At 73.4% G+C, this 16,269-nt stretch carries 15 protein-coding genes; 11 read left to right on the plus strand and 4 right to left on the minus strand.

Features of this window, described 5'->3' with window-relative positions; genetic code table 11:
* Positions 1-66: 66 nt before the first annotated feature.
* Positions 67-708, minus strand: coding sequence for a TetR family transcriptional regulator (locus ACZ4QV_RS40850; protein WP_361161027.1), 642 nt, complete (start codon positions 706-708; stop codon positions 67-69).
* Positions 709-1,438: 730 nt separating this feature from the next.
* Between ACZ4QV_RS40850 and ACZ4QV_RS40855 the strand changes: the two genes are divergently transcribed.
* The gene (locus tag ACZ4QV_RS40855; RefSeq protein WP_361161025.1) at positions 1,439-2,302 is read left to right on the plus strand and encodes a helix-turn-helix domain-containing protein; all 864 of its coding nucleotides are present in this window, start codon (positions 1,439-1,441) and stop codon (positions 2,300-2,302) included.
* 233 nt (positions 2,303-2,535) lie between these two features.
* Positions 2,536-3,600: a PhlD gene (locus ACZ4QV_RS40860; protein WP_361161022.1), complete on the plus strand. Its 1,065-nt coding sequence runs from the start codon at positions 2,536-2,538 to the stop codon at positions 3,598-3,600.
* 55 nt (positions 3,601-3,655) lie between these two features.
* Here ACZ4QV_RS40860 and cynR read toward each other — a convergent pair whose 3' ends face one another.
* A complete protein-coding gene (gene cynR, locus ACZ4QV_RS40865; protein WP_361161019.1) occupies positions 3,656-4,567 on the minus strand; it encodes a transcriptional regulator CynR in 912 nt (303 codons plus the stop codon).
* A 132-nt stretch (positions 4,568-4,699) separates the two neighbouring features.
* Between cynR and ACZ4QV_RS40870 the strand changes: the two genes are divergently transcribed.
* Positions 4,700-5,311: a carbonic anhydrase gene (locus ACZ4QV_RS40870; protein ID WP_361592188.1), complete on the plus strand. Its 612-nt coding sequence runs from the start codon at positions 4,700-4,702 to the stop codon at positions 5,309-5,311.
* A 58-nt stretch (positions 5,312-5,369) separates the two neighbouring features.
* A complete protein-coding gene (gene cynS, locus ACZ4QV_RS40875) occupies positions 5,370-5,840 on the plus strand; it encodes a cyanase (protein ID WP_361592190.1) in 471 nt (156 codons plus the stop codon).
* 206 nt (positions 5,841-6,046) lie between these two features.
* Here cynS and ACZ4QV_RS40880 read toward each other — a convergent pair whose 3' ends face one another.
* Entirely contained in the window at positions 6,047-6,376 is a 330-nt protein-coding gene (locus ACZ4QV_RS40880) for a putative quinol monooxygenase (RefSeq protein WP_361161010.1), read from the minus strand.
* A 248-nt stretch (positions 6,377-6,624) separates the two neighbouring features.
* On the opposite strand from ACZ4QV_RS40880, the gene ACZ4QV_RS40885 reads away from it, so the two are divergent.
* Positions 6,625-7,770, plus strand: coding sequence for an alpha/beta hydrolase family protein (locus ACZ4QV_RS40885; protein WP_467764394.1), 1,146 nt, complete (start codon positions 6,625-6,627; stop codon positions 7,768-7,770).
* 307 nt (positions 7,771-8,077) lie between these two features.
* Here ACZ4QV_RS40885 and ACZ4QV_RS40890 read toward each other — a convergent pair whose 3' ends face one another.
* Positions 8,078-9,604, minus strand: a complete 1,527-nt coding sequence (locus ACZ4QV_RS40890; protein ID WP_361592196.1) for an alpha/beta hydrolase — start codon at positions 9,602-9,604, stop codon at positions 8,078-8,080.
* 197 nt (positions 9,605-9,801) lie between these two features.
* Between ACZ4QV_RS40890 and ACZ4QV_RS40895 the strand changes: the two genes are divergently transcribed.
* Genes ACZ4QV_RS40895 through ACZ4QV_RS40920 form a run of 6 tightly spaced genes read left to right on the plus strand, consistent with a single transcriptional unit; the run spans position 9,802 to position 16,242 of the window.
* Positions 9,802-11,061, plus strand: a complete 1,260-nt coding sequence (locus tag ACZ4QV_RS40895; RefSeq protein ID WP_361592198.1) for an ATP-grasp domain-containing protein — start codon at positions 9,802-9,804, stop codon at positions 11,059-11,061.
* Entirely contained in the window at positions 11,058-11,972 is a 915-nt protein-coding gene (locus tag ACZ4QV_RS40900; protein ID WP_361592200.1) for a Rossmann-like domain-containing protein, read from the plus strand. Before ACZ4QV_RS40895 ends, ACZ4QV_RS40900 begins: the two co-directional genes overlap by 4 nt.
* A complete protein-coding gene (locus ACZ4QV_RS40905) occupies positions 11,969-13,066 on the plus strand; it encodes a PLP-dependent cysteine synthase family protein (protein ID WP_361160990.1) in 1,098 nt (365 codons plus the stop codon). Before ACZ4QV_RS40900 ends, ACZ4QV_RS40905 begins: the two co-directional genes overlap by 4 nt.
* Positions 13,063-14,187, plus strand: coding sequence for a dipeptide epimerase (locus tag ACZ4QV_RS40910; RefSeq protein ID WP_361160987.1), 1,125 nt, complete (start codon positions 13,063-13,065; stop codon positions 14,185-14,187). Before ACZ4QV_RS40905 ends, ACZ4QV_RS40910 begins: the two co-directional genes overlap by 4 nt.
* Positions 14,171-15,430, plus strand: a complete 1,260-nt coding sequence (locus ACZ4QV_RS40915) for an MFS transporter (protein ID WP_361592202.1) — start codon at positions 14,171-14,173, stop codon at positions 15,428-15,430. The genes ACZ4QV_RS40910 and ACZ4QV_RS40915 overlap by 17 nt, the downstream gene beginning before the upstream one ends.
* A complete protein-coding gene (locus ACZ4QV_RS40920) occupies positions 15,427-16,242 on the plus strand; it encodes a class I SAM-dependent DNA methyltransferase (protein WP_361592204.1) in 816 nt (271 codons plus the stop codon). The genes ACZ4QV_RS40915 and ACZ4QV_RS40920 overlap by 4 nt, the downstream gene beginning before the upstream one ends.
* Positions 16,243-16,269: the final 27 nt, after the last annotated feature.

A 16,269-nucleotide genomic window follows, 5' to 3' on the forward strand; every position in this document is an offset into this window, starting at 1 on the left:
GGCAGGGCCTTTCGTATGTGCGGACGCCGGCCCGGGCCGGCTCGGACTCCGTACCGGAGCCCGCCTTCATGCGGGAACGAGCGTCGTGTCCGGCGACGCGCCGAGGGAGAACCGTTCGCGGAGCAGCAGGCCCCGCTCGGGGGAGTAGTCCAGCCGCGACAGGACGCCAGGTGTCGCCACGCCCGGCAGGGTGTAGGTGAAGAAGTTGTTCATCTGCGTCTTCACGGCATGGTCGTCGCCCGACGTGAGGCTCTCGCCGCCGACCCAGTTCGTCATGAACAGCGACGCGACGGCCGCCAGCTCCACCCGGGGGAGCAGTTCGCCCCCCTGCTGGGCCCGGAGGAGGGGCCGGGTCACCGTGTCCTTCCACGACGCCCAGGGCGAGGCCCACGTCCGCGTGGGCTTGTCCAGCGCGGCGAGCTGGAGCGCTGCCTTCACCTGCGGGTCCTCCTGAACGCGGTGGGTGAGCAGCAGACCCAGGTCGATCCATTCCTGCAGGGCGGGCGCACCGGGATTCTGCTCGACCCCTTCGGTGAGGTCGACCGCGAGGATTTCCTCGGCCAGCCCGGCTTTGGAGGAGAAATGGTGATACAGCGCGCCGGCCGTCGAATGCGCGCGCGCCGCGATCTCGGTGACGGAAGCCCGGTTGTACCCCCTTTCGTTGAAAACCTGGCTGGCGGTCGTCAACAACCGTGCTCGCGTCTTCACTGCGCGTTCCTGCATCTGTGCCTTCTGCTTCTCAGGCTCCGGTGAAGGAGCAGCCTGCCGTTGTTGCTCCGCCGAGCCGGTGTGCGCGCTGGAAACGGCACTCGGGGCTTTCGGCGAGGCCCGGGAGACGAGAGGCGAGGGGCGCGATGCGACGGGCGGAGACTTGGCCGAGTGGGGACGACTTGAGCGGCGACTGCCGGGCGGGGAACGCCTACGAGCCACCAAAAATGATCTTGGTGGCCTTTTGTGCTGCAACGGTCATGTCGCCCCTTGGCGGGGGAGTAATTTGCCGTGCTTTACTGCCTAATTCTCCATGCGATCCCCTCGAACGCCGGGCGTCCGTGCAGCCGTCGCCGCGTACTGTTCTGCCGTACTCATGCGCGGACGGGCCGGGTCACCGGTGAGTGGGCGCCCGCCGGGCCGGTCCGCGGCTCCTGGGCGGTGCCGACGTGGACCAGTACGCTGATCGGCCGTGGCGGGCCCCGTCCCGAGCGGGACCGCCTGCCGTGAGCTGTCCGGAGGACGGGGGAACCGTTGTGGACGGACCCTGCGCGTCTCTCGCGTCGAGGTGTGCCGACTCCACGCGCTCCTCCTTCCGTACACAAACCGGACGGCCTGTTTGCTGCCCGCCTCTCATCCTGAGATCCGGTCGTTGAGTAATCAAGGGCCACGCCTGGCTGGGAGTTTCCCGGCCGGTCGCGTGCCGCTCCACAGGAAGACTCGATCGCACATGCTATCCACCTACCGGCCGACCAAGGCGCAACTGGAGGCGTTCAGGCAGCTCTGCCGCGCCAAGAGGAGCGTGCTGAAGCCCGAGGACGTCGGCCTTCCGAAGCGCACCGCGCAGCGCGGCCCGACCGTCCCCGGCCTGACCCAGCCGGAGGTGGACACCCTGATGAACCGCGGCTTCAACACGTATGCCCGTTACGAGCAGGGCCGGCGGGTTCCTTCCCCGGCGTATCTTCTCGAACTGGCCGTGGCGCTGCGCTTCAAGGAGAGCGAATACCGGCAGGCCCACATGGACCTGTACGGAACGACGCCCGCGCCGCTGGATCCCGAGGCCGGACTCGATGTGACGCCGGACTACAAGATAAAGATCGAGGGTCAGCGGGCCATCTCCTACCTGAACGACCACCGGTGGAACCTGCGTTACCACAACGAGGCATTCCGGCAGATGATGCCGTCCGGCAAGGTTCCGTCGAACATGGCCGAATGGTTCCTCTTCAGTGCGGAGGCCCGGAGTGTCCTGGCCGGGTATTTCGAATTCTGGGCGCCCAAACTGGTCCCGCAGTTCCGCGCCTCGGTCTCGGCCTCGCCCAATGACCCGCATCTGCTGCGGCTGCGCGACCGGCTGCTGCGGGACGAGCGGCTGTCCGTCATCTACAACCAGGGTGACAACGCCTACATTCATCCGGACGGTGACCGGCGGCCGATGAATCACGGGACGCGCGGTTTCGGCTGGGCCGTCATGCTGTCGGCCCGCCCCGAAGCCTCGCCGCTCTTCCGCGAGATGACCATAAATTTCTACCCGGACCCGGCTGTGGCGCTCCACACGGCACAAGCCACGGGAAATGCCACGAGAATGGGCGTATGACCGTCCGCAACGCCTCCTTCGAGCCGACCGCCGCAGCCGGCGTCGCGGAGCGGCACGACGTGCCGGAGCATCGTCCCGGTGGCCACGACGTCCCGAGGCAGGTTTCCGCATGGTGAGTGATTTACGCCCCGCGGGCCCGGCACGGTGCCGCTGTCAACTGATGATCATGCGTCCGGTCCGCGGTCTCGCGCGGGCCGGTGCCACCCCCTACGCGCATTTCCAGGAGACACCCAGTGGCGTACGTCAACCGACCCGGCATAGCCGAGGCCCCCCACGTCATCCGCAACGAGCCGATCGTGGAGGACATCGCCGTCTGGGCCAAGTGGGACGCGGCCGACGGCCCGCACGTCCGGGCGAAGAAGTACCGGGTGGCCAAGGCGGCGGCCGCGCGCATCGCCGACCGGACCGGCGTCCGCTACCGGCGCTTCACCGAGCCGCTGGCCGATGTCGCCCGGACCGTTTCGATACGTGAGCGCAACGACATCGCCGTGGCCGCGGTCCGCGACCTCGCCGTCACCGCCGCCCGCCGGGCCCTCAGGGCCGCGGGCATCGCCCCCGCCGACGTCACCGGCATCATCTCGTTCAACGCCACCGGCGACCGCACCCCCGGCCCGGACGCCGCGGTCGTGTCCGCCCTCGGACTCGACCCGGACCTCGTCCGCATCCCGATGACCCAGCTCGCCTGCGCCGGAGGGGCACACGCCCTCGGTCTCGCCGCCCGCGTCGTCCGGCCGGGCGACCGGTTCCTCGTCGTCGGCGCGGAGAAGCTCAGCACCTCGTACCAGCGCAGCGACAACTGCGCCATCGAGCACACGGCGTACAAGCTGCTCTTCGGGGACGCCGGGGCCGCCGCTGTCGTCAGCCACGAGAAGCTCGCCGACCCCGGCATGTTCATCGAGGAGACCTGGCAGCACCTGGTGCCCGACTCGCTCTCCGCCTACGCCACCCGGCACGAGCCCGACGGCCTGCACTTCGACAGCACCAGGGAAGCCCTCGACGCGGTCTCCGCCGTACTGCCGCGGCTGCCGTGGCCCGGTGAGGAAGCGGAGTTCGCCGTCCTGCACCCCGGCTCCCGGAAGATCCTCGAACTCGTCGAGGAACAGGGCGGCGTCTCGCGTGAGGCGGCCCGCCACTCGCACGAAACCCTGGCCAACGGCGGCAACACCGGCGGTCCGACGGTCCTGCGCATCCTGGACCGCCTCCACGACGACCCGCCGGCCACCGGCGCCCGCGGTCTGCTGCTCGGTTTCGGCCCCGGCTTCTGCGCCGCCGCCTCGCGGACCCGCTGGGTGGGCTGACGCCCCGGCACGGCGGGGGCGCCTGCGCGGCCCCCGGACGTGCCCCGCAGGCCCCTCAGCCTCGCTCCGGCCCTTCCCCGTGCTCCCGTCCCCACTCCCGGGCCAGCCGCGCGAAGGCGCCGGACGCGGCACTGCGGTAGGCCGTCTCCCGGTACAGGAGGGTCACCGTGCGGGCGGGGAGCGCGGGGGAGAGGGCGACGGGGTGCAGGCCGGGCTGTTCGCGGGTGATGGCGTCGGGCAGCACGGTGGCCAGGGGAGTGCGCCGGATCAGTTCGGTGAGGGCCGTGATGGAGTTGGCCTCCACCGCGATGTCCGGGCGCACTCCGTGCTCGCCGAAGTGCGTGTCGATGTGCAGGCGGGTGGCGAAGTCCGCGCTGAGCAGCGCCAGTCGGTGGTCGCGCAGGGAGCGGATGGGCAGCGGCGCCGTCCGGCCGGCGTACGGGTGGGTGGGGCCGACGACCAGGCTGAGGGACTCGGTGAACAGCTCGGTGCCGGTGACGCCCGGCAGGTGCGGCCCGCTGAACGCGATACCGAGGTCCAGCTCGTCCGCCAGCAGCGCCGACTCCATCAGCTCCTGCGGCATCTCGCGCAGGGTCAGCGAGATGCCCGGGTGCCGGGTGTGGAATTCCCCGGCCAGCGGGCCGACGAGGTACGCGGTGAAGGTCGGCGTCGTGGCCAGGCGCAGCGCCCCGCGCGACAGGTCCCGTACGTCCAGTACGGCGCGCTCGGCCGCTTCCAGGTCCCGCAGCGCACTGCGGGCGTAGTGCGCGTACGCCGCGCCGGCGTCGGTCAGCCGCACGGTGCGGCCCGTACGGTCCAGCAGCTGCACCTTCAGTGTCCGCTCAAGCTGCCTGACCTGCTGCGAGAGCGTGGGCTGCGACACGTGCAGGGCTTCGGCGGCGCGGGTGAAGTTGGCGTGCTCGGCCACCGCGAGCAGATAGCGGAGGTGGCGCAGTTCCAGGGCCATACCCGCCACTGTAAGCGGTTATAGGCAGCGCTGATAGCTGCCATGAGTTCTACGTCTTGGACGCTATAGCGGCAGGTCACGCATGGTGGAGACAACGGCTTCCCGGCCGGTTCCCCTCAGCAAGGAGTGGCTGTGCATCCCGACCTCACCGCCGGCGTCCGGCGTTTCCGGCGCGACGTCCACCCAGCCAGAGCGGCCCTCTTCGAGCGGCTCGCCACCAGCCACCGGCCGGGCGCGCTGTTCATCGGCTGCTCCGACGCCAGGGTGGTACCGGAACTGCTCACCCAGTCCGGGCCCGGTGAGCTGTTCGTGATCCGTACGGCCGGGAACCTCGTACCGGTGTACGGGCCGGCACCGGACGCGGTGTCGTCCAGTATCGAGTACGCGCTGGCCGTGCTCGGCGTCCGCGACGTGATCGTCTGCGGGCATTCCGGGTGCGGCGCGATGACGGCCCTGGCCACCGGCGAGGACCTCACCGAGCTGCCCGCCCTCGACGGCTGGCTGCACACGGCCGGGCCCGCCGGACCCCGTACCGCCGCGGGGGACGGCGGGACCGCCGCGGCCGTCACGACGCTCGTCCACGACAACGTCACCGTCCAGCTCGCCCACCTGGCCACCCATCCGTCCGTGGCCCGCGCCCTCGCGCGGGACGCGGTGACGCTGCACGGCTGGACCCACGACATCCGTACCGGAGCCGTCGACGTCCTCGACCCGCGCAGCGGAACGTTTGTCCCGCTCTCCTGAGCCCCTTGCCGGGCGTGGCCCGTCCGGGCCCCGCCCCCACTTCCGAAAGGACGCTTCCATGCCGCATGCCCAGCTCGACCCGCAGGCCCGTCAGGACCTGGCCCTCGCCGTCGTCGAGGCCAAGATCCGCAAGGACCTGACCTGGCAGGAACTGGCCGACGCCACCGGTCTGTCCGTCGCCTTCGTCACCGCCGCGCTCCTCGGCCAGCACGCCCTGCCCGCCGACGCCGCCCGGGCCGTGGCCGAGCGCCTGGACCTGGACGAGGCGGCGGAGCGGCTGTTGCAGACGATCCCGCTGCGCGGCAGCATCCCGGACGGCATCCCCAGCGACCCCACCCTCTACCGCTTCCACGAGATGCTCCAGGTCTACGGCACCACCCTCAAGGCCCTGATCCACGAGAAGTTCGGCGACGGCATCATCAGCGCCGTCAACTTCCGCCTGGACATCCGGAAGGTCGACGACCCCGAGGGCGGCTCCCGCGCGGTGATCACCCTGGACGGGAAGTACCTCCCGGCCACGCCGTTCTGATCCCGCCGCCGGCCTTCAGGAGTTCGGGCAACTCGTGATCGCTGCGCAGGACGAGGGGCGTGGCGGCGGTGCTGTAGGCGGTCAGGCGCGCCGCGTGCGACGTCCCCGGCCGTCCCGCCCGCCGGCCGCGGATCCGGAAACATCGCGTGGCCGACGGGCGGGGCAAGGGCGGGGCGCCGGGCGACGGCGTGCTGTCCCCCGGCGGGTCAGGCCTCGCGCGGCGCCAGCTCGCCCATGGGGCCCCAGCCGTCGGCGTCGATCTCGCTGCTGATGATCTGCGGGGTGGTGGCGATGGCGCCGGCCATCGTCTCCAGGCCGGCCTTGAAGTGCGCGGAGTTCACGTGCTTGTCGCCCGCCTCCCGGTCGGCGAAGCCCTCGACCAGGACGAACTGGCGCGGGTCGTCGACGCTGGTCGACCACTCGAAGAACAGGTTGCCGGGCTCCTGCCGGGTGGCCTGCGTGAAGTCGTCCACCAGCGACAGCCACGAGTCCTGGTACTCGGGCCGGACGGTGAACTTGACGACGATGAAGATCATGCTGGCTCCTGCGCTGGTACGGACCGGCTGCGGCTGCGCGGCCGGGCGGGCTGCCACCCGCGTCGTCCCCCATGGTGAGCGTCCCCGCCCGCCCGCCGAAGAAGGATCGCCGCGCATTCCGGCCCTCCCGGAAAATCCGCTGCCGCGGGGGCGGGGAGCGGCCGGTGCGCGCGGAAAATCCGGTGCGCTGCGCCACCGGGGGTGATCGGATGGTCTGCCGGTGGAATCGAGGGAGAGGCAGCAGGCGGATGGTGCGGACCAGCCACATCGCCCGGGACACCGACGGTACGGCGTCGGCACGGCGCACCGTACCGGGCCTGGAACTGCCCCCGCCCACCGGCCCGCACGCCGTGGGCGTGCGCACCACCCACCTCGTCGACGACGGGCGTGCGGACCCGTTCCGGCCCGGCCGGTCCCGCGAGCTGATGGCGCAGTTCTGGTACCCGGCCCGGGCGGAGGCCGGTGCGGCACCGGGGCGGTACGTGTCCGACACGATGTCGCCCCTGGTGGTCGACGGGTGGGAGGAGGAACCCGGCTGCTCCGGTCTGCCGCGCGACACGGCGGCCGGGGTCCTCGTACACGGCATCGCGGACGCGCCGCCCGCTCCGGAGGCGCGCGGCTGCCCGCTGATCCTGCTCTCGCCCGGCCACGGCCGGTACCGCGCGGACCTGACCGCGCTCGGGGAGGACCTCGCGAGCCGCGGGTTCCTGGTGGCCGCCCTGGACCACCCGGCGGACGCGATCGCCGTGGAGTTCCCTGACGGCCGGATCGTGCCGTACCGGGAACCGGACGGGCTGGCGGACGGTGACACCGGCGACCTCTCCGGCCGCTACCTGGACGTACGGGCCGCCGACCTCGGCTTCGCCCGCGCCCGGCTGACCGCCCCCGGATTCTGGTGGCACGCCCTGCTCGACCCGTCGCGGGCCGGTGTCGCGGGCCACTCGCTGGGCGGCGCGGCGGCGGCCGAGGCCATGCGGCTCGACCCTGGGTTCACGGCCGGGGTGAACCTCGACGGCACCCCGTACGGTGATGTCCTCCGCACCGGCCTGGAGCGACCGTTCCTGCTGTGCCAGTTCACCCCGGACGACCCGGAGTTCCCGGAGGAGACACAGGCGCGCGGCCGTCTGTGGGACGTGTTGCGCGGGCCGCGGCACCATCTGCTGGTCGACGGTGGCGGGCACGGGTCGGCAACCGACCTCGACGCCCTGGCCGGTCCCCTCGGCTACCGGGAGTTCACCGACGCGGAGGAGTACGCCTTCGCGCTCGGCTCGCTGCCCGGCGGCCGGGGGACCGAGATCACCCGGACGTGTGTGGCCGGGTTCTTCGAGGAGCGGCTGCTGGATGCCCCGGGCTTCTTGGAGGCGCTTCCGCCCGAGGTCACGGTGGTGGGCTGATCCGCCCGAGGCCGCGGTGGTGGGCTGAGGGGGCGGCGGCGCCGGTGAGACCTGCATGCTCATGCTCCGCAGGCCGCCCAGCGACCCGATGCGATCCGTCGTGAACGGGAACAGTTCGCCGAAGTCGCCGCCGTGCGCGACAGCATGGAGGTGGTAAGGCCCGGACAGGGCCGCGGCGAGGTCGGCGAGACCGGCGCGGCCGTCCACGGTGAGCGCCTCGTCTTCCACGAGACGGGCGACGGCCGGCAACGCCCGGAAGACCCGGTGGCCTCGCTGTTCGGACTCGGCCTCTCGTCCTCGGCCGGGGTCACGGTCGCGGCGGCGTCGGCTCGGGCAGCCCCGGGCCCTCGCAGTGCACGTCCCCGGCCGGGACGGTGTCGCCGACGAGGTACGCGGCCACCGTGGAGTCCACGCAGGAGTTGCCGCGGCTGGCGAAGACGCCGTGCGAGTAGTCGTTGTGCAGGGTGACCAGCCGGGAACCGGGCAGGGTGCGGCCGAGGGCCCGCGCACCGGCGATCGGCGTCACGGGGTCGTGCGCGGACGCCACGAGCAGGGCCGGGGGCGCCGTGGGGCTGCCGAGCCGGGTGCGCTCGGCGGGGCGGGTGTGCCAGTACGCGCAGCTCGCCGCCTCCAGGCCGGTCAGTACGGGCTGCGGGTCCAGGCGTCGCAGCCCACGGATGTCGGCGAGGACCCGGCCCGGCGTGGGCCCCGGACCGTCGGCGCACTTCACGGCCCGGTTGGCGGCCTGGTACGTACGTGACGCGGGCCCGTCGAAGGGCTCGGCGGGGCGGAGCCGGTCGACCGCGCCCTCGTCCAGGTAGGCGCGGAGCCCGTCGCCCAGGGCGGTCCAGCGTTCGGTGCGGCCCAGGGCACGGTAGACGGCACGGTCGAAGGCCGCCGCTCCGAAGCCGGCCACCGGGTGCGTGGTCAGGCCGTCGCGTGTGCGCAGGTAGGCGGCGCGGACCTCGCGCGGGGTGGTGCCGAGCCGGAAGCGGGAGTCGTGCCGCGCCAGCCAGTCGAAGAGGACGTCGCGCTGGCGGAGCATCGCGCGGGCCTGCCGTACGTCGAACGCGTGCCAGTCCTCCGGGCCGACCACACTGTCCAGCACCAACTTGCCCACGCGGTCCGGGAATCGCGCGGCGTACGCGGCACCGAGGTAGGTGCCGTACGAGACGCCGAGGTAGCTGATGCGCGGTTCCCCGAGCGCCGTCCGGACGGCGTCCATGTCGCGTGCGGTCTCGCTGGTGGAGAGGTGGGGGAGGGCGCGGCCGGTGCCGGTGGCGCAGTCGGCGGCCAGCCGTCGCTGGGCGTCGAGGTAGGCCCGTTCGCCGGGACGGTCGTACGGTACGGGGTCGAACGGCGCGGAGCCGGCGGCCGGGCTGTCGAAGAGCCCGCCCATCGGTCCGCAGTCGGCGGGGGCGCTGTGCCCGGTGCCGCGCGGGTCGAAGCCGATGACGTCGTAGGCGCGGCGTACCGACTCCGGGAGTTTGGCGCGCTTGGTGACGGCATACGGGAGGCCGGAGCCGCCCGGACCGCCGGGGTTGACCAGGAGGACGCCGCGCCGTTCGGCGGGCGTGCCCGACGCCCGGACGCGGGAGACGGCGATCCGTATGTGCTCACCGTCCGGGCGGGTGTGGTCCAGCGGCACGCTCACGGTGCCGCACTCGACGCGGTCCGGCGCGGGCGGCGCGGGGACCGAGGCCGGACAGGTGCCGAAGTGCGGGGACGGGGCGGCGGCGTGGGGTTCGGCGGCGGTGGCGGTGCCGGTGGTGAGCGGTGCGGCGCAGGTCAGGAGCGCGCAGAGCAGGGCGGTGCGGCGCGGGGCGGGAGGCATGGGGCTCGCATTCCGTGAGGGCGGGGCCGTGCGGTGGCGGGTGGGAGCGAGGCGGGCGGCCGGACAGATGGCCGGCCCAAGAGGTGACAATGAAAATCATTACGGTTAGCATCGCGTTCGGTCAACACCGCACCGCGGCACCGGGGGCCTCCCCACGGCGTGCCCGGACGCGAAACCGCCTGCGCAGAAGGAGAGTTGTGGCGCATCTGCTGATGGTCGAGAGCTGGGTCGGGTCGATGGGCAGGCTGCTGCCCCGGGCCCTCCGCGAGGCCGGACACGACTTCACCTTCCTCACCCGCGACCTGCACCACTACCTGCGGGCCGCCCCCGAGGGCACCGCCCACCCGCTGCTGTCGGCCCGCAACGTGATCACTGCCGACACCAACGACACCGACACGCTGCTGCCGTACGCCGAGCGCCTGCACGCGGCGACCGGCTTCGACGGCGTCCTCAGCTCGTGCGACTACTACCTGCCGACCGTGGCGCGCATCGCCGCGTACCTCGGCCTGCCCGGGCCCGCGCCGGAGGCCGTGGAGGCCGCCTGCCGCAAGGACGCCACCCGGCGCGCCCTGGAGGCGGCCGGAGTCCCGGGCCCCCGGTTCGCCGTCTGCGCCGACTGGGCGCGGACCGCCGAGGCGGCGCGCGAGATCGGCTTTCCGCTCGTGCTCAAGCCGGTGGACCTGTGCGCCGGGATGTACGTACGGCGGGTGGACGACGAGGCGGAGCTGGCCCGCGCGCACCGCGCGCTCGCCGGGTTCCCGGTCAACGCGCGGGGGCAGCTCCGGGCCCCGGTGGTGCTGCTGGAGGAACTGCTCGACGGGCCGGAGGTCAGCGTCGAGACCGTGTCGTACGGGGGCGCGGCGCATGTGGTCGGGGTGACCGACAAGAGCGTGGGCGGCGCCCCGGCGTTCGTCGAGACAGGGCACATGTTCCCCGCCGCGCTGAGCGCCGCCGACGCCGGAGCGGCGGCGGACACGGCGTGTGCCGCGCTCAAGGCGCTGGGGCTCGACCAGGTCGTCGCGCACACCGAGATCAAGCTCACCGCGGACGGGCCGCGCGTCGTCGAGGTGAATCCGAGGCCTGCGGGCAACCGCATCACCGAGCTGGTCCGGCACGTCACCGGCATCGATCTGGCCGCCGCCTTCGTCGAGGTGGCGCTCGGCCGCGCACCGGACCTCGCGCCGCGCGAGACCGGACTGCGCAGCGCCGCCATCGGCTTCCTCGTGCCCGAGCGCACCGGTGTGCTGGAGTGCATATCCGGCGCCGACGGGCTCGACGCGCGGCCCGGTGTGCTGGAGGTGCGGTTGGCCGAGGCCGGCAAGGCCGTCAAGGACACCGGCAGCAACAACGGATACCTGGGGCACGTCATGGCCGGTGACGGCGAAGGGGCGGGCGCCCGCGCCCGCGTCGAGGAGCTGCTGGCCGGACTGTGTCCGCGGGTGGTGGAGGAACGATGAGCCCGCTGGGGCAGGAGACCGCGGACGGCGGCGCCGTGGGCATCGTGGCGGCGGACCGCCCGGCGCGGCCCGTTGCGGCCGGGCTCCCGGACCTCGTACGCCGCGTACGCGCCGGTGAGCTGGGGCCCGACCCCCGTACGCAGAAGATCGCGGTGGCCTTCACCACCAGCCAGGCCGTACGCCACGAAGGGCGCAGCGGCGGTTACCGCAATGAAGTGCTCAGTCTGCGTCTCGGCAGCGCCGTCGGCTCCTGTGCCGTGGAACCCGGCGCACTGCCCGCCGCCGCGATCGACGAGTGTGTGGGCGCCGACGTCGCGACGCTGCTCGACCACCCGCTGGCGCCGGTACGGACCGCCGCACTGGACGCGTACCTGATGCACGCCCTGCCGCACACTCCCGCGAACGGCGCGCGGCCGTGGGAGCTGCCCGCCGGCGACTCGCTCGCCAAGTCCCGGGCCCGCGCCCGTGGCGTCGCCGGGCTGCTGGCCGTCGCGCCCGGACGTACCGTCCTGGTCGTCGGCGTCGTCAACTCGCTGCTGGAGGCGCTGCACGCCCGCGGCCTGGTCTGCGTACCGTGCGACCTCAAGGGCGGCCGCACCGAGTGGGGCGAGCCGATCCGTACCGACGCGCTCGCCGAACTGGACGCCTGCGACGCGGTGCTGGCGTCCGGCATGACGCTGGGCAACGGCACCTTCGAACCGCTGCGCGCCCACTGCGAGCGGCACGGGAAGCCGCTGGTGATGTTCGCCCAGACCGGCAGTGCCGTACTGCCGCGCCTGCTGGGCGCCGGAGTGAGCGCCGTGTGCGCCGAGCCGTATCCGTTCTTCTGGCTCGACGGCGGGCCCGGCGTCGTCCACCGCTACACCGGCGACGCCGAGTACGCGCTGCTGGACCGAGGAGGCGACCGATGACCGCCGCCGTCCTGGGCGCACCCGCCGCCAACCGGGAACTCCTCGCCCTCGTCGGCCGTACGCCGCTGGCCCGGATCACCGGCGACCTGCCCTGCCCGCACCCCGGCTTCTGGGCCAAGCTGGAAGGGCTCGGCGCGGGCGGCATGAAGGCGCGCGCCGCCGTGTCCATGCTGCTCGGCGCCCGCGAACGGGGCGAACTGCGGCCCGGCGCACCGGTCGTGGAGTCCACCTCCGGCACCCTCGGCGTCGGCCTGGCCTTCGCCGGGCAGGCGCTCGGCCACGACGTGATCCTGGTCTGCGACAGCGAACTGGAACCGGCCATGCGCCGGTTGCTGCGGGCGTACGGTGCCCGGCTGGAGATCGTCGACCGCCCGGCCCCGGAAGGCGGCTGGCAGGCCGCGCGGCTCGCCCGGCTGCGCGAACTGCGCACCGTGCTCCCGCACGCGTACTGGCCCGACCAGTACGACAACCCGGACAACGCGGCCGGTTACGCCTCGCTCGCCGCCGAGATCGCCGCCGACCTGGACCACCTCGACGTCCTGGTGTGCAGCGTCGGCACCGGCGGCCACAGCGCCGGGATCATCGGCCCGCTGCGCCGCCACTGGCCCGCGCTGCGCCTCGTCGGCGTGGACGCCACCGGCTCCACCATCTTCGGGCAGCCCGCCCGGCCCCGCCTGATGCGCGGCCTCGGCAGCAGCATCCACCCGCGCAACGTCGCCTACGGGGCCTTCGACGAGGTGCACTGGGTGGGACCCGCCGAAGCCGCCGACGCCTGCCGGCGGCTGGCCCGGGGCAGCTTCGTCAGTGGGGGCTGGAGCACCGGCGCCGTCGCCCTGGTCTCCGCCTGGGCGGCCCGCGTACACCCCGGCGCGGTCGTCGCCACCGTCTTCCCCGACGGTCTGCACCGCTACCTCGGCACCGTCTACGACGAGGACTTCACCGCAGCCCACGGCCTGGACCGGCAGCCGGTGGCCACCCGCCCGGTGGAGATACCGCACCCCACGGCGGCCGAGGCCACCGGCTGGGCGCGCTGCACCACCGTCGTGGACCCGAAGGCACCGGCCGTACCGCTTCGAAGGGAGGGGGCAGCGTGAACGTCACCCTGCGGGTCGTACGCCTTCAGCTCGCCGAACCCCTGCGCATCTCCCGCTCCGTGATGACCGAACGGAACGCCGTCTGGATCACCCTGGAACACCACGGGCTGCGCGGCCACGGCGAGGCCGTCACCAGCGTCTACTACGGTCTCGACACCGACACGCTGCGCCGCCTGCTGGCCGCGGCCGGCGCGGAACTCGGCCGCTTCGCCGGCCCGGAGAGCGCCCTCGACGCCCTGCGGGACGGCGAGCTGCCCGCGCCCGGTACCCCGCCCGCCGTCACCGCCGCCGTCGAGTCGGCGCTGCTCGACCTGGTGGGCAAGCGGGCCGGGCAGCCGGTCCACCGACTGCTCGGCACCGTGGAACGGCCGGCCGCGGCGACGGCCCGCACCATCGGCATCGTGTCCGCCGAGCGGGCCCGTACGCAGGCCCGTTGCCTGGCGGAGAGCGGCTTCACCGTCCTCAAGATCAAGGCCGGTACGGCGGACCCCGAGGACGACCTCGCCCGCGTACGGGCCGTACGGGACGCCGCCCCCTCGGCGGCGCTGCTGCTCGATCCCAACGGCGCCTGGACACCGGCGCAGGCCCGGCAACTGCTGCCGCGCTTCGCCGCACTGGGCGTCGAGGCCGTCGAACAGCCGACGGCGCCCGGCGACCCCGAAGCGCTGGCCCGGCTCGCCGAACGCGCCCCACTGCCCGTCATCGCCGACGAGGACGCCGTCGGCCTCGCGGACGTGGCGCGGCTCGCCGGGCGGGTGCAGGGCGTCAACGTCAAGCTCGCCAAGTGCGGCGGCCTGCACGCGGCGCTGCGCATCGAGGAACAGGTCGCGGACAGCGGCACCCGGCTCATGCTCGGCTGTCTGACCGCCGGCACCCTCGGCATCGCCCCCGCCGTCCACCTCGCCGACCGTGCCCGCTGGGTCGATCTCGACGGGCACCTGCTGCTGGCGCACGACCCGTGGACCGGCATCGGCGGCACCGACGGGACCGTGCGCGCCGGGACGGGGGCCGGGCTGGGGGTACGGCCGGTGCCGCCGCGTGCCGAACCGGCCGTACCCGCTCCGCCCCTCGCACCGCTCGCCGTACAGAAGGAAAGGCACCACCGTGAAGACGTGGAGTGAGATGCGGGCCTTCCCGCTCGCCATCCGGCTCCTGCTGGTCAACCAGCTCGGCGTGAACATCGGCTTCTACCTGCTCATCCCGTACCTCGCCACGCACCTCGGCCAGGACCTGGGGATGTCGGCCGCGGTCGTCGGCATCGTGCTGGGCGTGCGCAACCTCAGCCAGCAGGGCCTGTTCATCCTCGGCGGCTCGGCCGCCGACCGGCTCGGGGCGCGCGGCGTGATCATCGCGGGCTGCGCCCTGCGTACCGTCGGCTTCGCCCTGTTCGCGCTGGGCGACGGGCTGCCCGTCCTGCTGGCCGCCTCCGTACTCAGCGGGCTCGCCGGGGCCCTGTTCAACCCGGCCGTGCGCGCCTATCTGGCGGCGGAGGCGGGGGACCGCAAGGCGGAGGCGTTCGCCCTGTTCAACATCTTCGCGACGACCGGTGCCCTGGTCGGGCCGCTGATCGGCAGTGCCCTGCTGCTCGTCGACTTCCGGGCCTCCGCCCTCACCGCCGCCGCGATCTTCGCCCTGCTCACCGCCGCCCAGGCCGCCGTGCTGCCCGGCCGCGAGGTGCCCGCCTCGAAGGGCAGCGTGCTCGGTGACTGGCGCGAGGTCCTCGCCAACCGGGCGTTCCTGGCCTTCTCCCTCGCCATGGTCGGCATGTTCACCATGGAGAACCAGCTCTACCTGCTGCTCCCGGACGGCGCCCGCAGAGCCACCGGCTGGGACGGCGCGGCGGGCGTCGTCTTCCTCGTCGGCACACTGGCCAACCTCACCCTTCAGATGCGCATCACCCGCTCGCTCAAGGAACGGGGCAGCCGGGCGCGTTGGGTCGCCGTCGGGCTGGCGCTGATGGGGGCGGCGTTCGTCCCGCCGATGCTGGTCGCCGGGGCGCCGCCCGCAGCGGGCGGAGGCGGTGCGGGCCGGGCCGCGCTCGCCCTCGTACCCGTACTGGCCGGGGCGCTGCTCCTGTACGTCGGTGTCATGATCGCCCAGCCGTTCGTCATGGAGCTGATACCGGAGTTCGGCCGCGCCGAACTGACCGGTACCTACTTCGGGATCTTCTACGTCGTCTCCGGCATCGCCGCCGCCGTCGGCAACACCGTCGTCGGCTGGGCCATGGACGCGGGCGGGCACGGCGCCGCCGCCTGGCTGCCCTGGGCGTGCTGCCTCGCCTTCGGCCTCCTGTCGGCGGCCGGCGTCGGCTGGCTGCACCGGCTGCGGGCCCTGCCCGTACGGGCCGTGGCGGTGACGGCATGACGGACAGCGCCGTCGCCCGCAACCTGCTGACCGACAACCCCGCCCTGTACGAGGCCCGGTTCCCCGACCCGGAGCGGCTCGCCGCCCGCTGGGCCGAGGACGTCCTGTGCCGGTACGGCGCCGGGCCGCGCGTCCTCGACATCGGCTGCGGCACCGGACGGGACGCCGCCCACCTGCACGGCATGGGCCGTACGGTCGTCGGGGCCGATCTTTCGGACGCGATGCTGGCGTATGCCCGTACCTGCCATCCCGGGCCCCGGTACGAGCGTGCCGACCTGCGCCGGTTCCACCTCACGGACCTCGGCCGACGGCCGTTCGACGCCGTCGTCTGCCTGGACAGCGCGCTGCTGTACTGCCACACCAACGACGAACTCGACGGCTTCCTGGGCTCCTGCCGCCGCGCCCTGGCACCCGGCGGACTGCTGGTCGCCGAGATGCGCAACGGAGCGTTCTTCCTCGGCCGTACGGAACTGCTGGACGCACCGGCCGTCCGCGGTTTCGAGCGGGAGGGCACGGTATACCGGTCCGTCACGACGCTCACCGTCGACCGGGCGGCCCAACTGCTGCGCCGACGGCGGGTCTGGACCACGGAGGACGGCACACCACCGGTCGAACAGCACTCCGCCTGGCGGCTGCTGTTCCCCCAGGAACTGCGGTACGCGCTGGCCGCGCACGGCTTCGCGGTGCTGGAGCTGCACGACGGGCCCGGCCCCCGGACGGAACCGCCCTGGCGGCCCGGGCCGGCCCCGTCCCCTGGTGGTTCCGCCGACGGGGACCGGCTGCACCTCGTGGCCCGACGGGGTGACGGCTGACCGCCCTCCGCTTCCTGCCCTGCCTTT

It is taken from the genome of Streptomyces sp. NPDC026394 (genome assembly GCF_055567735.1).